Origin of the sequence: Rhodoblastus sp. 17X3, from assembly GCF_030056575.1 — a bacterium.
Classification (GTDB): Bacteria; Pseudomonadota; Alphaproteobacteria; order Rhizobiales; family Beijerinckiaceae; genus Rhodoblastus.
The window spans coordinates 161,400-177,102 of sequence record NZ_JASHHX010000007.1; the positions used below are offsets into that span (position 1 = coordinate 161,400).

Consider the following 15,703-nt stretch of genomic DNA (forward strand, 5'->3'; position numbering starts at 1 on the left):
CAAAGGCCTGAGACATGTTCTTGCTGCGTTGCCTGTTCTGGCTTGGACTCGCGTTCAGCCAGATCGCCCAATTGGAAGGGACGACCGCCGTCGCGCTCGCCGGCCAGGCGACGGGCGCCGCTGGCGGCCAGGCCGCCGCGCTTGGGCAGATGGCGGCGCAGGCGGCCCAAAAGACATGCAAGGCCGAACCGGCGAAATGCCTGGCGTTGGCGGTCCAGGCGGCCGGCGCGGTCAAGAGCGAGAGCACGAGCAAAGGCCGCGACACCCTGACCCAGGCCGATCGCGCCCCCGCATGGCGTGAAATTCGCCTTGCGGACAAGTAGAGCCGCCCCGGCGCGCGAGGCGGTTTCACAGGGGGCCGTTGCAAGAAAAGGGTCCGGCGGCGTGTCGCCCCGGACCCTTGTGAACTTGCGAATGTAAAAGTCGCGGCGCGGCGCGCCGCAAAACCGATTACAAAACCGATTACTTGGCGCGGGTGCGGCGACGCTGCTGGCCGAGCCCCATCTGCTTGGCGAGATGAGAGCGGGCCTTGGCGTAGTTGGGCGCCACCATCGGATAGTCGGCGCCGAGGCCCCACTTCTCGCGATAGTCTTCCGGCGACATGTTGTACTGCGTGCGCAGATGGCGCTTCAGCGACTTGAACTGTTTTCCATCCTCAAGACAGATGATGTAGTCATTGGTGATGGATTTCTTGACCGGAACCGCAGGCTTGGGCGCTTCCGTCACCGTCGGCGCGACGCCGCTCGTCACGCGCAAAAGGGCGGCGTGGACGTCGCTGATGAGACCCGGAAGGTCAGATACCGGAACGGAATTATTGCTGACATAGGCGGAAACGATATCCGCAGCCAGATCAATGTAATTTTGCGCACCCGCGTCGCTCATGGCTTCGAGGCTTTCCTTGAGACGGTTAAATAGATTTTGCAAGACGCCCGCGCAGCGGCGATTGCCGCAGCGAATACGCTGCCCGGAGCAATTCATTTGCCCCTTAAGCTTCTAGATACGGCAAGAAGTGGTGTTTTGCAATATCGTCGAACGGGTAATTTCGGATTTTATTCACAAACATGGTTTTGCCTGTGTCTGCTCAACAGGAAATCTGAACAGGACGCAAATAAAGGGCGAAATTATGCGGCGCAGCAAAATGCTGGAAGGCATGATTTGTTGCATGAAAACAGCGTGAAACAGCCGAAAACCGCGTCAAGTCCCGTCATTCGGCGCCGCCGCGCAACGGGACGAAGCCGACGACTATTCGCGCCGCGAAGGGCCAAGTCATGACGCAACGCGCAAGGCGGTAATTGTGGCGCCGCGAGGACAAGACTTTCTTGACCGCGGGCCAAAGACTTGGCGAAACGCTCGAGCGGGGAATATTGTCTGCCCGCGTCCATTCCGCCGCCAGAGAAACGATCGCCATGCCGCCTTTTGCCCGCGCCAGCTCCTTCACGCCCCCGCGCGCGGAGCGCCGCCCGCATCGTTTCGCCGCACATGGCGTGGAGATCTGCGACGATTACGCCTGGATTCGCGCGCAAAACTGGCGCGATGCGATCCGGGACCCGAGCGCCCTGCCGCTGGAAATTCGCACGCTGCTGGAGGCAGAGAACGCCTATGCCGATTCTGTCCTGGCCGATCTCGCGCCGCTCGCCGATAAAATCTACGAAGAAATGGAGGGGCGCATCGACGAGACCGACAGCGACCCGCCTGCGCGCGACGGCGATTGGCTCTATTATCGCCGCTACCGGGCCGAAGGCCAGCATGAGCTGATTTGCCGCAGGCCGGCCGACGGCTGCGACGAGACCATTCTTCTCGACGGCGACCTCCTCGCCGAAGGCAAGGATTTTTTCGACCTCGGCGAGGCGCTTCATTCGCCGGACCACAAACTGCTGGCCTATAGCTGCGACGAACGCGGCAATGAATTGCACCGGATCCGTTGGCGGGACCTCGCCAGCGGCGCGGAAGGCGCCGATATTGTCGAGCATTGCGACGGAACCATCGTCTGGACCCGCGATTCCCGGGCCTTTCTCTATACGCGCATGGACGACGACTTCCGCTCCGCGCAGGTCTTCCTGCACCGGCTGGGAGCCGATCCGGCGACGGACCGCCTGATCCTTTCGGAGACCGATCCCGGCTGGTTCGTGCGGCTCCGCGCCGCCCGGTCGCGCAGCCATGCGGTCATCAAGATCAGCGACCATGATTGCTCCGAGTGCTGGCTGGTCGATCTCGCCGCGACCGAATCCCCTGCCCGCCTTGTCCTGCCCCGACGCGAGGGCCTGCGCTACGACGTAGAGCCGGGACGCGACCGCCTCTTCATGCGCACCAATTCCGACGGCGCCTTCGATTACAAGCTCTTGAGCATCGCGCTCGATGCGCTCGACGGGGGCGAATGGCGCGAGGAGGTCCCGCACCGCCCCGGCCGCATGATCTTCAACGCCACGGCTTTCGCCGACTGGCTGGTCTGGCTTGAGCGCGAGGACTGCAAGCCGCGCCTGATGGCGAAAAGCCGCAACGGCGCCGAAGAAGAGCTGCATTTCGACGCGCCCTGCCATCACCTGCGCCTGCAGCGCAATTTCGATTTCGAACAGCCGATCCTGCGCCTTTCCTATTCCTCGCTGACCGAGCCGGAAGAGATCTACGATTATGATCTCGCCACGCGCGCGCGCGTTTTGCTGAAACGGCAGAAGGTTCCCGGCGGCCACGTCCCGGCGGCCTATGAGTCGCGGCTTGACTTCGCCACCGCGCCTGATGGCGAAAAGGTGCCGATTTCCATGGTCTGGCGGCGCGACCGCAAACCCGGACCCGGACCCGTGCTGCTCTATGGCTACGGCGCCTATGGGTCCGCCCTGCCCGATTCCTTCGATGAAACCCTGTTCAGCCTGATCGATCGCGGCTTCCTCTACGCCATCGCCCATGTGCGCGGCGGGACCGAGAAAGGCTCGCGCTGGTACGAAGCGGGCAAGCTGGAGCACAAGACGAACACGTTCACGGATTTCATCTCCTGCGCCCGCCATCTCTGCGCGCTCGGCCTGACCGAGCCGGGCAAGATCGTTGCGGAAGGCGGCAGCGCCGGCGGCATGCTGATGGGCGCCGTGGCCAATCTCGCCCCTGATCTGTTCGGAGGGATCATCGCCGAAGTGCCCTTCGTCGATGTGGTCAACACGATCTGTGACGCCAGCCTGCCGCTGACGCCGCCGGAATGGCATGAATGGGGCAATCCGATCGAAAGCGCGGAAGTCTTTCGCCGCCTGTTGTCCTATTCGCCCTATGACAATGTGAAGGCGCAGGCCTATCCGCCCATGCTGATCGAGGCCGGGCTGACCGATCCACGCGTGACCTATTGGGAGCCGGCCAAATGGGCGCAGGCATTGCGCGCCCGCATGACCGGGGGCGGGCCGATCCTGCTCAAGACCAATATGGACGCGGGCCATGGCGGCGCGGCAGGCCGTTACGACGGGCTGGAGGAAGACGCCCTGCGCCAGGCCTTCGCGGTCGCGGCGGTCGGCGGCGACATTCGAGGCGAGAGTCCTGACGCGAGCCGGTAAAGGCCCGCCCTCAGGACTTTTCGATGAAACGCTTCAATTCGTCCATCGAAGCGAAACGATAGACGCCATGTGCGGTTTCCGCGTCGATCGAACCGTCGGCATACATGGTGTAATGCGTCCCATGCGCCTCATAGCTGCCTATGATGGCGGGACGCGGCTCGAACTCGACCTCCGGCGCCGGCTCAGGCGCAGGCGCAGGCTCCGGTTCGGACTCTTCCAGCTTGGCGGGCGCGGCGATTGGCGCGGGCTCTCGCCCAAGCTCCCGGCTGAACTCTTGCGCCAGCGCATATTCAAGGTCTGGACCAAGTTCCGGCTCGGGCTCCGCCTCGGGTTCTACGGGTTCGGGTTCGGGCGCGAAATCGGGCTCGGGCGCTGGCGCCGGGGCAATTTCCGGTTCCGACCAGAACGCCGGCTCAGGCCTATGCTCGGGCGCTGGAAGGTGTTCGTGGCTCTCGCCGAAAGGCTCGGCTTCGTGTTCCGCCTCGCGATCTCCGGCTTCCGCCTCAGGCTCCAGCCAATGGGGCGCGGCAACCGACCTGGCCTCGATGGCGGTTTTCTGTTCCGCGCTTTCATGCTCCGAAGGCTCGACCGCGTCTTTCTCGGCGCCGGCCTCATGCGCGATGGCCTGCTCAAGCCAATCGACGTTTTCCTCGACGGAAGGCTTTTCCGGAACGGCCGGCTGCGGCTCCGTCCTGGCGCTGGCGTAAGTGGAGAGATAGGATCCGGCGCGCGTCATCCAGACCGGCGCCTTGGGCGGAAGGGCTTCCTCGCGGGGAAGAGGCGCGGCCTCCTCGGCTTTGGCCCTTTCCGACGCCGGCGGCTTCCGCCAGCTTTCCGGCGAAAAGGTCTCGTTCACGAAAGGCCCGGAAGAATAAGGCGCGGGTTCGGCGGGTTCGGGCTCCCCTTCCTCCAAATGGGAGTCTCGCTCCGGCTCGACCGGCGCCGGAACGGGCGCAAGCGTGGCGGGGGTCGCCGCTTCCGTCGTCTCGGCCAGGGGCGAGCCATTGTTCCGGGCCTTCGCCAGAAACAGCGCCGATTTCGCGACAGAGGCGGAAATGGCCGCCAGCTCCCGCAAAGCAAGGCCGAGGGCGATCAGGATCAGGCCCGCGCAAAAGGCGATCGTACCCGAGATGACGAGGGTCCAGCCACGTTCGATCTGAACATAGCCGTATCCGTTCCAGGCGACGGCCAGTCCCACGAGGAACAGGAAAACGCCGAAGACAATGACCGTACGATCCGCTTTCACGCTGAGGAAAACCTTTCTCCGCGAGACAATGTTCAGGCCGCGAGAGCCCTGAACCAACAATATAAAAGCAAATTGCTTAAATTTGATTCCATCATTTGGGCCAATTCGTCGCTTTTGCAACCTTGCGCTGCGGGAGCGATCTTTCTACCTTTGGCCGCCGCCCCTCCCGGGTCGCCGCGCCGCCTTTGCCGGCGCAATATTCCTCAGGAGAGATATATGTCTTTCGTTCTCGATCCCCTGCCTTATGCCTATGATTCGCTGGGGCCTTATATGTCCGCTGAAACGCTTGAGTTTCACCACGACAAGCATCACGCCGCCTATGTGAACAACGCCAACAATCTCATCAAGGGCACGGAATGGGAAGGCCTGCCCATCGAGCAGGTCATCACTGGATCCTTCGGCAAGAATCCGGCCGTGTTCAATAATGTCGCCCAGATCTGGAATCACGCCGAATTCTGGAAATATCTGAAGCCGGCTGGCGGCGGCAAGGTTCCCGGCAAGGTCGAGAAGGCGCTCGTCGAGGCGTTCGGCTCGGTCGAAAAGGCCCTTGAAGAGCTGGCCAACGCCGGCGTGACCCAGTTCGGCTCGGGCTGGGCCTGGCTGGCGGTCAAGGATGGCAAGGTCGCCGTCTCCAAGACTCCGAACGCCGAAAACCCGCTAATCCACGGCGCGACCCCGATCCTGACCGTCGACGTCTGGGAACACGCCTATTACATCGACTATCGCAATCGCCGTCCCGACTTCATCAAGGCGGTCCTCGCCAATCTGGTGAACTGGGAATATGTCGAAGCCCAGTACGAAAAGGCTGTCGGCTGATTTTCCGCGACCAACGGGCCGCCGCTCAGGCGGCCCGAAAAAATCGTTAAGAGCGCCGCCGCTCAGGCGGCCCGAAAATCGTTGGGAGCGCCGCCGTTCAGGCGGCTCGAAAACATCAGCCCAATTGATCGACCGCCCCGCAGATCGCGGCCACATCCGCAGTAAAGGCGAAATCCGGGGAAGGCGCGAAACGATCCCCGCGCGAAAGACGTTCCTCCTCGGACAGCGCCTGGAACTGGACGACATGCTCCAGCCCGAGCATGGCGCATAAATGGGACGACCACGGGTCGTGCTGGCCCTCGCTGATGATCTCGACGACTTTCGCGCCGGGCGGGCAGAACACCACATTGGCCAGCGCCGCGCCGAATTCCGCGACCACGAGATCCGCGCGCGCGAAAAGCGCCACCTGCTGGTCGAAGCTCAACAGTTCCGGCTGAACCGCGACGACGCCCCGCGCGGCAAGCGCCTCGACGAGCGCGTCCCGGTTTTTCAGCGACCGGCCATGGCCCTGGCCGCGGACGAGATAAAAACGACGCGGCAGGGAGGCGTGACGCTCGATCGGGACATTGGCCTTGATCGTGTCGAAAGTCCGCTTCGCCTGCGGATGCGCGATATGGGCGCCGAGACCCGACAGGCGGTTGCTGACGACTGGCTGATCCAGCAGATGGGTTTTGCAGGGGATCTCGCGAATCCGCCCCGGTCCGACGCCGAGCCGCGCCAGAATATCCTTCTGCCAGAGCTTGAGCGGCCATGACAGCATGGGCGCGCCGATTTCCTTGCCCAGATGGACCAGCGGAACAACATCCAGCAGGTAATGGCCGAAGTTCGGCGCCTCGGATTGCGCCACGATCAGATGCGCGTCCGCGATGCGCGGCGCGCCTTTCAGCAGCGCGGGATGGAACCGCAGTCCGGTCCCGCCGGCGCTTTCCGGCGCCGATGTGCTGACGCATTTCACCGTCCGCAAACGATCGGGCCGGAATGGCCCCGTGAAGGAATGCGGCCAGATCCCGCCTCCGGGCGAGAGCATCAGGCCGGACCGGGAAAACCAGAAATGCGGACCGGGATTCTCCAGCGTCAGGCCCGGTGGAACGACCTCGTGATCGACATAATGAAAATTGTCGGTGTCGGCGGAATTCCGGCTGAGTGGATGAAGGCGAATGGCGACGCGCGCCTCGCCATAGACGAGGCTTCGCGTCCCCGGCCCGGGCGTCTGGCCCTGATAGGGAACGACGGGCAGGGATGCCGTGGATTCGATCTCGACGGGAGCGCCGGGAACGAATTTGAGCAGGAATTGGCGGGTGGGCTCGCGAATCTTGCGGATAGGTTCGCGCAACGCCTTGCTTGTCGCGCGCGACAAGGCGCGGCGCCATCTCATGCGGCGCTCCCGCCCGCCGCGCTGCCCGGTTGCGTCGGACGCGCTCACGTCAGCGTCTTCCTCAGCTGGAAGCGGGTCGAGCCCCAGGGAAAATCCTCCATGCGGGCATATTCGACATAGCCGCGGCGGGAATAGAAGCCCGGGGCCTGGTAATCGAATGTGGCGAGGATGGCCCATTTGCAGCCGCGCCGCAGGGCTTCGGCCTCGGCCTCGGCGAGCAGGCGCGCGCCCAAGCCTCTGCGGCGGTAAGACTCTTCGACCCAGACCAGATCCGTCGCCAGCCAGGCCCCCACGATCACGCCCTGCAGCCCCCCACGCACGCGCCCTGCGGCGTCGCGCGCGACGACGCAGAGATGATTGCGCGGATCGCGCACCGGGTCCGGCCCGACGCGCGATTCATTGAAGCTCGCCAGCCCGCTCAGCAGGATGATCTGCGTCTGCTCGTCTGGCGGGTTCTCCGTCGCGACAAGAAAACCATCCTCGTCCGCGCGCTGGGCCTCGGCCTGAATCATTCGGCGGCGGCTTTGGAATAGCCAAGACGGCTGTTCAACTCGTCGATCAGCTTGCCCGCCGCTTCGGCGATCACCGTGCCGGGCGGGAAGATCGCCGAGGCGCCGGCCTTGTAGACCGCATCGAAATCCTGCGGCGGGATCACGCCGCCGACCACGATCATGATGTCGGAGCGGCCTTCCTTCTCCAGCGCCGCCTTCAGCTCCGGAACCAGCGTCAAATGGCCCGCCGCCAGCGAGGAAATGCCGATAATATGCACATCGTTCTCGACCGCCTGTCGCGCCGCCTCTTCGGGCGTGGCGAACAGCGGGCCGATATCCACGTCGAAGCCGAGATCGGCGAAGGCCGAGGCGATCACCTTCTGGCCGCGATCATGGCCATCCTGGCCGACCTTGGCGACGAGAATGCGCGGCCGGCGGCCGTCGTTCTCGACGAAGGCGTCGACCTGCGCCTGCACTGAAGCGATCGCAGTGGAATTCACGCCGGCCTCCCGCTTGTAGACGCCGGAAATGCTCTTGATTTCCGCGCGATGACGTCCAAAAACCTTTTCCAGCGCGAAAGAGATCTCGCCGACCGTCGCCATTTTCCGCGCGGCCTCGATGGACAAGGCCAGCAGATTGGCGCCGCTTTTGGCGCCCTCGGTCAAGGCGTCCAGAGCGGCCTGCGTCTCGGCCTCGTTGCGCTCGGCGCGCAAGCGCTTCAGCTTTTCGATCTGCTGCGCGCGCACGGCGGCGTTCTCGACCTTCAGCACGTCGATCGGCCGTTCGTTCTCGGGACGGAACTTGTTGACGCCAATCACCGCCTGCTTGCCTGAATCGATGCGCGCCTGAGTCTTGGCGGCCGCCTCCTCGATGCGCAGCTTGGGAATGCCGGCCTCGATGGCCTTGGACATGCCGCCGAGCGCCTCGACTTCCTGAATATGCGCCCAGGCCTTTTCGGCCAGCTCGGCGGTCAGTTTCTCGACGTAATAGGAGCCGCCCCAGGGATCGATGATCTTGGTCGTGCCCGATTCCTGCTGCAGGAACAGCTGGGTGTTGCGGGCGATGCGCGCCGAGAAGTCGGTTGGCAGGGCGAGGGCCTCGTCAAGCGCATTGGTGTGCAGCGACTGGGTGTGGCCCTGAGTCGCGGCCATGGCCTCGATCTGGGTGCGAACGACATTGTTGAACACGTCCTGCGCGGTCAGCGACCAGCCGGACGTCTGGCTATGCGTGCGCAGCGGCAGGCTCTTTTCCGATTGCGGATTGAACGTCTTGACCAGATTGGCCCAGAGCAGCCGCGCGGCGCGCAGCTTGGCCACTTCCATGAAGAAATTCATGCCGATCGCCCAGAAGAACGACAGGCGCGGCGCGAACTGGTCCACCGTCAGGCCGGCGCCGATGCCGGCGCGCAGATATTCGACGCCATCGGCGAGCGTATAGGCGAGTTCGAGATCCTGCGTCGCCCCGGCCTCCTGCATGTGATAGCCGGAGATCGAGATCGAGTTGAATTTCGGCATATTCTGCGACGTATAGGCAAAAATGTCCGAAATGATGCGCATCGAATCCTTGGGCGGATAGATATAGGTGTTGCGCACCATGAATTCTTTGAGAATATCATTCTGGATCGTTCCAGAAAGCTTGGCCGCCGGCACGCCCTGCTCTTCCGCCGCGACAATATAGAGCGCCAGCACCGGCAGGACGGCGCCGTTCATCGTCATGGACACGGACATCTGGTCGAGCGGAATGCCCGAGAACAGAGTGCGCATGTCATAGATCGAATCGATGGCGACGCCCGCCATGCCGACGTCGCCGCCGACGCGCGGATGATCCGAATCATAGCCGCGATGGGTGGCGAGGTCGAAGGCCACCGACAGGCCCTTCTGGCCCGCCGCCAGATTGCGGCGATAGAAGGCGTTGGAATCTTCCGCCGTGGAGAAGCCGGCATATTGCCGCACGGTCCAGGGCTGGTTCACATACATGGTCGGATAGGGGCCGCGCAGGAAGGGCGCGGAGCCGGGATAGGAATCGACGGAAGCCAGCCCATCAAGGTCGTCGGGGCCATAGACGCTCTTCACCGAAATGCCTTCCGGGGTCAGCCAGGGTTCGGCGGAAAAGGCCGGCGGCGCCGCGCTCTGGTCCTTGTCGAGGGCGAGTGTCGAGAAATCGGGAATGCGGGTCATCGAAGCTTCCATCGTCGCAAGCGCGCCACACGCGCGCGTTCGGCCGTTTCCCCCTTATACGCCGGTCATTATCGCGGCGCCATACGCCATCAGTTATGGTCTTCGTCGTGGTTGCGCGCCTTGCCCTCGCGCGACAGGAAATGAGTGAAAATGCGCCGGATTTCCTTGCGTTTCGCCGTCAATTCGCGCTCCAGCACGGCGAAATCGGGCAGGCCGGTCGCGGTGGCGATGCGGCGCTTGACGCCGTCTGCGGCCTGGCGCGGGTCGGCGCCCTCGTCGAGCGCCAGCCGCAGCCATTGAGTGACCCCCGAATAGAGCGCCAGCGCGCCGAGCAGGCTATCCGCCGTCGCGGAATCGAGAAATCCGGCCTCCGCCGCGCCTTTAAGAATATCCGCCGTCGCCGCCGCGCGCAGCCCCGGCGCCTCCGCGCCATGGGCCAAAGTCAGGTATTGCGCGATGAATTCGACATCAAGCAGGCCGCCCGAGGCGAGCTTCAGGTTCCAGGGATTGTCCTCGCCCTTTTCCTTGCCGATCAGCGCGCGCATGTCGCGCACGGCCTTGGCAAGTTCGGCGAGGTCGCGCGGGCGGAACAGCGTTTCGGCGATCAGCTGCGAGGCCTCTGCGGCGAGGCTGTCGTCGCCCGCGATCGGTCGCGCCCGCGTCAGCGCCATATGTTCCCAAATTTCGGCTTCGGAAGCCTGATAGGACCGGAACGAGGCGATCTGCGTCGCCAGCGGCCCCTTGTTGCCCGAGGGCCGCAGCCGCATGTCCACCTCGAACAGCTTGCCGCGCCGGGTCGGCGCCGTCAGCGCCGCGATCAGCCTCTGGGTGAGGCGGGTGTAATAGACAATGGCGTGCAGGGGCCGCCGGCCATCGGATTCGGCGCGCTCGGAGTCGAAATCGTAAAGCAGGACGAGGTCGAGGTCCGAGGTCGCGGTCAATTCCCGCGAGCCGAGCTTGCCGAGGCCGAGCACGACGCACCGCCCGCCCGGAACCTCGCCATGTTCGAGCGCGAAATTGGCCTGCACCCGCGCGAGACAAGCGCGCGCGACGGCCTCGGCGAGCGACGAATAGGCGCGCGCCGCCTGGTCCGGCTCGATCAGCTCCGCGAACAGCCGCAGGCCGATCATGAAATTTTCCTCGCTGGCGAAAACGCGCGCCGCATCGAGGAAGGCTTCAAGCCCCTGCTCGCCCTCATGGAACCGGGCCAGACGCCCCGAAAAATCCGTGACATCCATCGGCGCGGCGGCCACGCCCCGATCAATGGCGACGTCGAGCACATGCGGGCTCTGCGCGATCACCTGCGCCAGACGCGGCGCGCCACCGAGAATATCGGCGAAGAATTGCAGCATCGGCTCATGCGACTTCAGCAGCGCGAACAGTTCCGCCGCCGCGGGCATGCGCGCCAGCGCGGCGTCGAAGGCCACCATGCAGGAATCGGCGTCGCCGGATTTGGAAAAGGCTTCGAGCAGGGCCGGCACCAGTTCGGTCAGGACTTCGCGGGCGCGGGCGCTGCGCACGGCCGGACGGCGGCCGAAATGCCAGCCGCGCACGGTTTCGGCGGCCAGCGCGGGGTTGCGAAACCCCATGTCCCGCAAGGTCTCCAGCGTTTCGGGGTCATCGGTCGCGCCGGTAAAGACCAGATTGCCGGCGCGGGTGTCGAGGCCCGGCGCATGTTCGAACAGGCGCGCGTAATGTTTTTCGACGGCGTGGAAATGGCGCAGCAAATCGCGTGAAAATCCCGCGACGCCGGGATAGCCGCAGAAGCGCGCGAAATGTTTCAGCGCCTCCTCGTCGTCGGGCATGCGCTGGGTCTGCTGATCGTTCTGCATTTGCAACCGATGCTCGACCGCGCGCAGGTAAAGATAGGCGTCGGAAAGCTCGTCCGAGGCCTGCGCGGTGATCCAGTCGTCGGCGTGCAATTGCCGCAGCATGTCCAGCGTGCGGGCGCCGCGCAGAAACGTGCGGCGCCCGCCGAAGATCAATTGCTGGGTCTGCACGAAAAACTCGATCTCGCGGATGCCGCCGCGCCCCAGCTTGACGTCATGGCCGCCGACGGCGATCTCGGCATGGCCCTTGGCGGCGTGAATCTGCCGCTTCATGGCGTGGATGTCGGCGATGGTCGCGTAATCGAAATATTTGCGCCAGATGAAGGCGGCCATTTCACCGAGGAAGTCGATGCCCAGCGCCAGATCGCCCGCCACGGGGCGCGCCTTGATCATGGCCGCGCGCTCCCAGTTCTGGCCGAGCGTCTCATAATAATGCCGCGCGGCGTCGAGCGAGACGGCGGCGGCGGTCGAGCCGGGATCGGGCCGCAGGCGCAGATCGACCCGCAGCACATAGCCGTCGCCGGTGCGCTCCTGCAGCAGCTTCACCAGATGCTGGACAATGCGCAGGGAATTGGCCTTGACCCCCGGCCCCGCGCCGAGGACGGGCGAGCGGGACTCGTAAAAAACGACAAGATCGACGTCGGAAGAATAGTTCAGCTCCATCGCGCCATGCTTGCCGAGCGCCAGCACGACGAGACCGCAGGCGTGCTCGGGCTCGGCGGGATCGACCAGGGCCAGCTTGTCGCCGGAAAGCCGCAGGGCGACGCGCAGGGCCGTGGCGACGAAACGGTCCGCCGCGCGCGACAAAGCCTTGGTCGCGACGACAACGTCCCATTCCCCGGCGAGATCGGCCAAGGCGACGATCAGGGCCGTTTCCTGCTTAGCCTTGCGCAGCAGGCTCTTGGCCTGAGCCTCCGTGCAATCGGCGAGATTGCAGGCGGAAAGGCGGCGCAGCGCCTCATCCAGCGCGGCCTCCGGGGATTGCTGGCGAATCCGCAACAGCCGCGCGGGATCGCGCCGCGCCAGCCCCCACAGGAAAGGCGACTGGTCGGCGATCCCGACCAGAACCTCTTCGACCTTGGGCCAGTCCGGCAGGGCGCGCAGAGCCGAAGCGCAATCCTCGCCCGCCGAGGCGAGCATGTCCGCGACCCGGACGCGGGCGGCGGCCAGCTTGACCGGACGGGGGCGGCCCAGGGCGTTGGGCGTTTTCTTCATTGTCTTCATGGCGCGCTCCCCTCCCTGCGACGCGGCAGAACCAGCACGACGCGCAGGCCCGGCGCATTGTCCTCGACGCGCAACGCGCCCTCATGAAGCCGCGCGACGGCGACGGCGAGCGAGAGGCCGAGGCCGGAGCCCGGCCTTGTGCGGGAGGCCTCCAGCCTAACGAAACGCTCCAGCACCCGCGCGCGTTCCGGCGCCGGGATGCCCGGCCCGCGATCCGCGACCGCGATCTCGACCTTGTCTTCGGCGATCGCCACCGAAACGCTGACTTCGGCGGCGGCGCCAGGAAGCTCGGGCGCGCCATATTTCAAGGCGTTGTCGATCAGATTGGCGAGCGCCTGCCCGATCAGCTCGCGCTGGCCGCGAATCGGCGCCGGGTTTGCGGCCTCGACGCTCAGGGCGACGCCCTTTTCCTCCGCCGCGGGCTCGTAAAGCTCGACCATGTCGCGGACCAGATCCGCCGCGTCGAGATCGGTGAAATTCTCCCGCGAGGATTGCGATTCGGCGCGGGCGATCATCAGCAGGGCGTTGAAAATGCGAATCAGGTCGTCGGATTCCTCGATCACCTGCTCCAGCGCGGCGCGGCAGCCCGGCTCGCCGCTGTCGATCTGCAAGGCCTGCTCGGCATTGTTGCGCAATCGGGTCAGAGGCGTGCGCAGATCATGGGCGATATTGTCCGACACCTGCCTTATGCCTTCCATCAGGCTGGCGATGCGGTCGAGCATGGCGTTGAGGTTTCGCGCCAGGCGGTCCAGCTCGTCATTGGCGCCGGACAGCGGCAGGCGACCTTTCAGGTCCTCCTCCAGCAGGGTCGCCGCCTTGGCGCTCATGGCGTCCACCCGCCGCAGCAGGCGGCGCGCGACGAACAACCCGCCGAAGGTGGCGATCACCAGCAGCCACAGCAGCGACGTGAACAAAGCCGAGCCGAGAATGTGGCGCAGCCTCTCGCGGTCTTCGAGATCATGGCCGATCAGCAGGCGGAAATTGCCGGGCAGCATGAAAACGCGGGCGATGGCCCTGCGCGCGATATTGGGCTCGCCGAGGCGCTCATAGGTCGTCTCGACCGCTATTGGCTGGTTGAACACGCCGGCGGGCAGGTCGATCACATTGCCGGCGACGGCGACGCCATTGGGCGCGGCGACGAGGTAGATCGAGGCGCCCGGCGCCCGCGAGCGTCGCTCGACGACCGCGACGAGCTGATTGAGCCCGCCGTCCGCATATTGGTCGGCCAGCCCCTTGATCTCGGCGTCGATGGTCTGGCGCATCTGGTCGTTGATCAGTTCGCGCACATTTTCGCCGACATGCTCCAGCACGAGAGTGAAGCCGAGCCCGACGATGACGAAATAGGCGATGGCCAGTTTGAAGGCGGTGGTGCGGAAAAGCCGCCCCCAGCTCTTGATTCGCCCCCAGGTCCTGATTCGCGCGCAACCGCGCAAAAAGCCGCGCCAGACCCTCGCCAATTTCATCGAATCCCGTCCCTCGCGGCCTTTGGAGCGCCTTGTCCGGGGCACAATCGGCGATCCGCGGGCGGGTCGCAAGTTACCGATTGGCAAGGCGCCGAAAGGCAGGCGTGATGGGCGCGCAAGTCGCCCGCTCCGAAACCGGGCGTTAACCGTGAAGGCCCCATTCTCGCTGCCGAAACGCCCCCGAAGTTGCGCTAAGGATTCGTCCGGGCCGCGGGCGTCGTACTGCGTATTCAAGGCGATGCCTGCATGCTGATGACACTCGACCAATGGCTGGCCCGTTTTTTCGGCGCCGGCCGTCGCGCCGACCGCCCGGCGCCCCTCTCCCAACGCGCCTCCTTCGGCCTCGACGGCATGGAGATGCGCCAGATCGACTCGAATTTTGAATTGCAGGAATGGGACGAGGAGCCTGAGTCGGAGCCCTCGCCCTATCGTCCCCATTTCCGCCGCCCACGCGCCGTCTTCGTCGATTCGGGCCAGGATTTGGCGCCGCGCGCGCCGGTCGCCCTGCCGCCCGCCGAGTGGGCGCCGCCCGCGCCGCCCTCGCCAGACTATCCGCCGCAACATTTCATCCCCGCCGAGCAGGACGACCGCGCCCGGCTCGAAGCCATGGCCGCGCAGAAATCCCGCGAGATTCTGGCCGCCTCCCAGATCGAGCCGCAATTCCAGTCCGATATTGTGGTCGCCTCGCCGCAGGAAGGCCCGGCGCCGAAATTCTGGCGCGCCGACCAACCCAATGTGCGCTTCACCCGAACGCCCCAAGCGTCGATCGCCCGGCGCCTCGCCGAGGAGGAGGCGCAGCGCAGCGCCGCCGAGGAAGAAGCCCGCCGCATCGAGGAAGAGGCCCGGCTCAAGGCTGAAGAACAAGCGCGCCGTCTCGAAGAGAGCCGCCTCGCCCAGTCCTACGCCATCGACGCCCCCAAGCCGCGCGTGCGCTATGCCCGCACGCCGGACCGGGTGATGCAGGAACGCAATGGCGTAAAGCCCCAGCCCGAGCCGGAAAAGGCTGCGGAGATCGTCGCGGCACCCGAACCGATTGAATCCCCTGCGCCGGAATCTCTGGCGCCGGCGTCAGCTGCGCCTGTTGCTGCCCAGAACCTGACCAGCTTCGGCGCCTTCGGGGCCATGGGCGCGCGCTTCACCTTCAGCGTCGGCTTCGGCGGCATTTCCGCGCCCGCCCCCGCCCCCGCTCCGGCTCCTGCCGCGCCCGAGCCTGTCGCCGCAGCCCCGATAGCCGCAGAAACTGAGAAACCTACGAAAATGCGCCTGCGCGTAAAAGCCGTGGCCGCGCCGCTCGAAGCCGCGCCCGAGCCCGTCCGGGTTCAGGAGCCGAATGATCCGGCCAGGATCATCAGGCGCGTCAAGCCCGCCAATGGCTTCCTCGAACGGCTCGATTTCGACGCGACGCAATATGAGCCGCTTTCGGTCGAGACGCTGGCAATGCCCCCGGTCCAGCCCTTCGAGGAAGAGCCGGAGGACCAGCTTGAGGTCAACGCCGACGCGCTCGAAAAGACGCTGGAAGATTTCGGCGTGCGCGGCGACGTGCTCAACGCCC

At 65.2% G+C, this 15,703-nt stretch carries 10 protein-coding genes and 1 pseudogene; 4 read left to right on the plus strand and 7 right to left on the minus strand.

What is annotated here, in order from left to right; all coding sequences use genetic code 11:
* The first annotated feature begins 14 nt into the window (after positions 1–14).
* Positions 15–323, plus strand: a complete 309-nt coding sequence (locus tag QM467_RS09340; RefSeq protein WP_283366038.1) for a hypothetical protein — start codon at positions 15–17, stop codon at positions 321–323.
* Positions 324–462: 139 nt separating this feature from the next.
* Here the strand turns inward: QM467_RS09340 and QM467_RS09345 are convergent, their stop codons facing one another.
* Positions 463–882: a MucR family transcriptional regulator gene (locus QM467_RS09345; protein WP_283366039.1), complete on the minus strand. Its 420-nt coding sequence runs from the start codon at positions 880–882 to the stop codon at positions 463–465.
* 524 nt (positions 883–1,406) lie between these two features.
* Here QM467_RS09345 and QM467_RS09350 point away from each other — a divergent pair.
* The gene (locus QM467_RS09350; protein ID WP_283366040.1) at positions 1,407–3,530 is read left to right on the plus strand and encodes a S9 family peptidase; all 2,124 of its coding nucleotides are present in this window, start codon (positions 1,407–1,409) and stop codon (positions 3,528–3,530) included.
* A 10-nt stretch (positions 3,531–3,540) separates the two neighbouring features.
* Here QM467_RS09350 and QM467_RS09355 read toward each other — a convergent pair whose 3' ends face one another.
* Positions 3,541–4,776: a hypothetical protein gene (locus QM467_RS09355; protein ID WP_283366041.1), complete on the minus strand. Its 1,236-nt coding sequence runs from the start codon at positions 4,774–4,776 to the stop codon at positions 3,541–3,543.
* 216 nt (positions 4,777–4,992) lie between these two features.
* On the opposite strand from QM467_RS09355, the gene QM467_RS09360 reads away from it, so the two are divergent.
* Positions 4,993–5,592, plus strand: coding sequence for a superoxide dismutase (locus QM467_RS09360; protein WP_283366042.1), 600 nt, complete (start codon positions 4,993–4,995; stop codon positions 5,590–5,592).
* A 115-nt stretch (positions 5,593–5,707) separates the two neighbouring features.
* On the opposite strand, the gene QM467_RS09365 is transcribed toward QM467_RS09360, so the two are convergent.
* From QM467_RS09365 to QM467_RS09385, 5 genes are all read right to left on the minus strand, one after another.
* On the minus strand, positions 5,708–6,967 hold the full coding sequence (locus QM467_RS09365) for a glycosyltransferase family 61 protein (RefSeq protein ID WP_283366043.1): 1,260 nt from the start codon (positions 6,965–6,967) through the stop codon (positions 5,708–5,710).
* A 44-nt stretch (positions 6,968–7,011) separates the two neighbouring features.
* Positions 7,012–7,479: a GNAT family N-acetyltransferase gene (locus QM467_RS09370; RefSeq protein WP_283366044.1), complete on the minus strand. Its 468-nt coding sequence runs from the start codon at positions 7,477–7,479 to the stop codon at positions 7,012–7,014.
* Entirely contained in the window at positions 7,476–9,635 is a 2,160-nt protein-coding gene (gene scpA, locus QM467_RS09375) for a methylmalonyl-CoA mutase (RefSeq protein WP_283366045.1), read from the minus strand. The genes QM467_RS09370 and scpA overlap by 4 nt, the downstream gene beginning before the upstream one ends.
* A gap of 89 nt (positions 9,636–9,724) precedes the next feature.
* The gene (locus QM467_RS09380; protein WP_283366046.1) at positions 9,725–12,688 is read right to left on the minus strand and encodes a bifunctional [glutamine synthetase] adenylyltransferase/[glutamine synthetase]-adenylyl-L-tyrosine phosphorylase; all 2,964 of its coding nucleotides are present in this window, start codon (positions 12,686–12,688) and stop codon (positions 9,725–9,727) included.
* Positions 12,685–14,151: a sensor histidine kinase gene (locus QM467_RS09385; protein WP_283366047.1), complete on the minus strand. Its 1,467-nt coding sequence runs from the start codon at positions 14,149–14,151 to the stop codon at positions 12,685–12,687. Before QM467_RS09385 ends, QM467_RS09380 begins: the two co-directional genes overlap by 4 nt.
* A 246-nt stretch (positions 14,152–14,397) precedes the next feature.
* On the opposite strand from QM467_RS09385, the pseudogene QM467_RS09390 reads away from it, so the two are divergent.
* Positions 14,398–15,703, plus strand: a pseudogene (locus QM467_RS09390) (hypothetical protein); the annotation flags it as partial.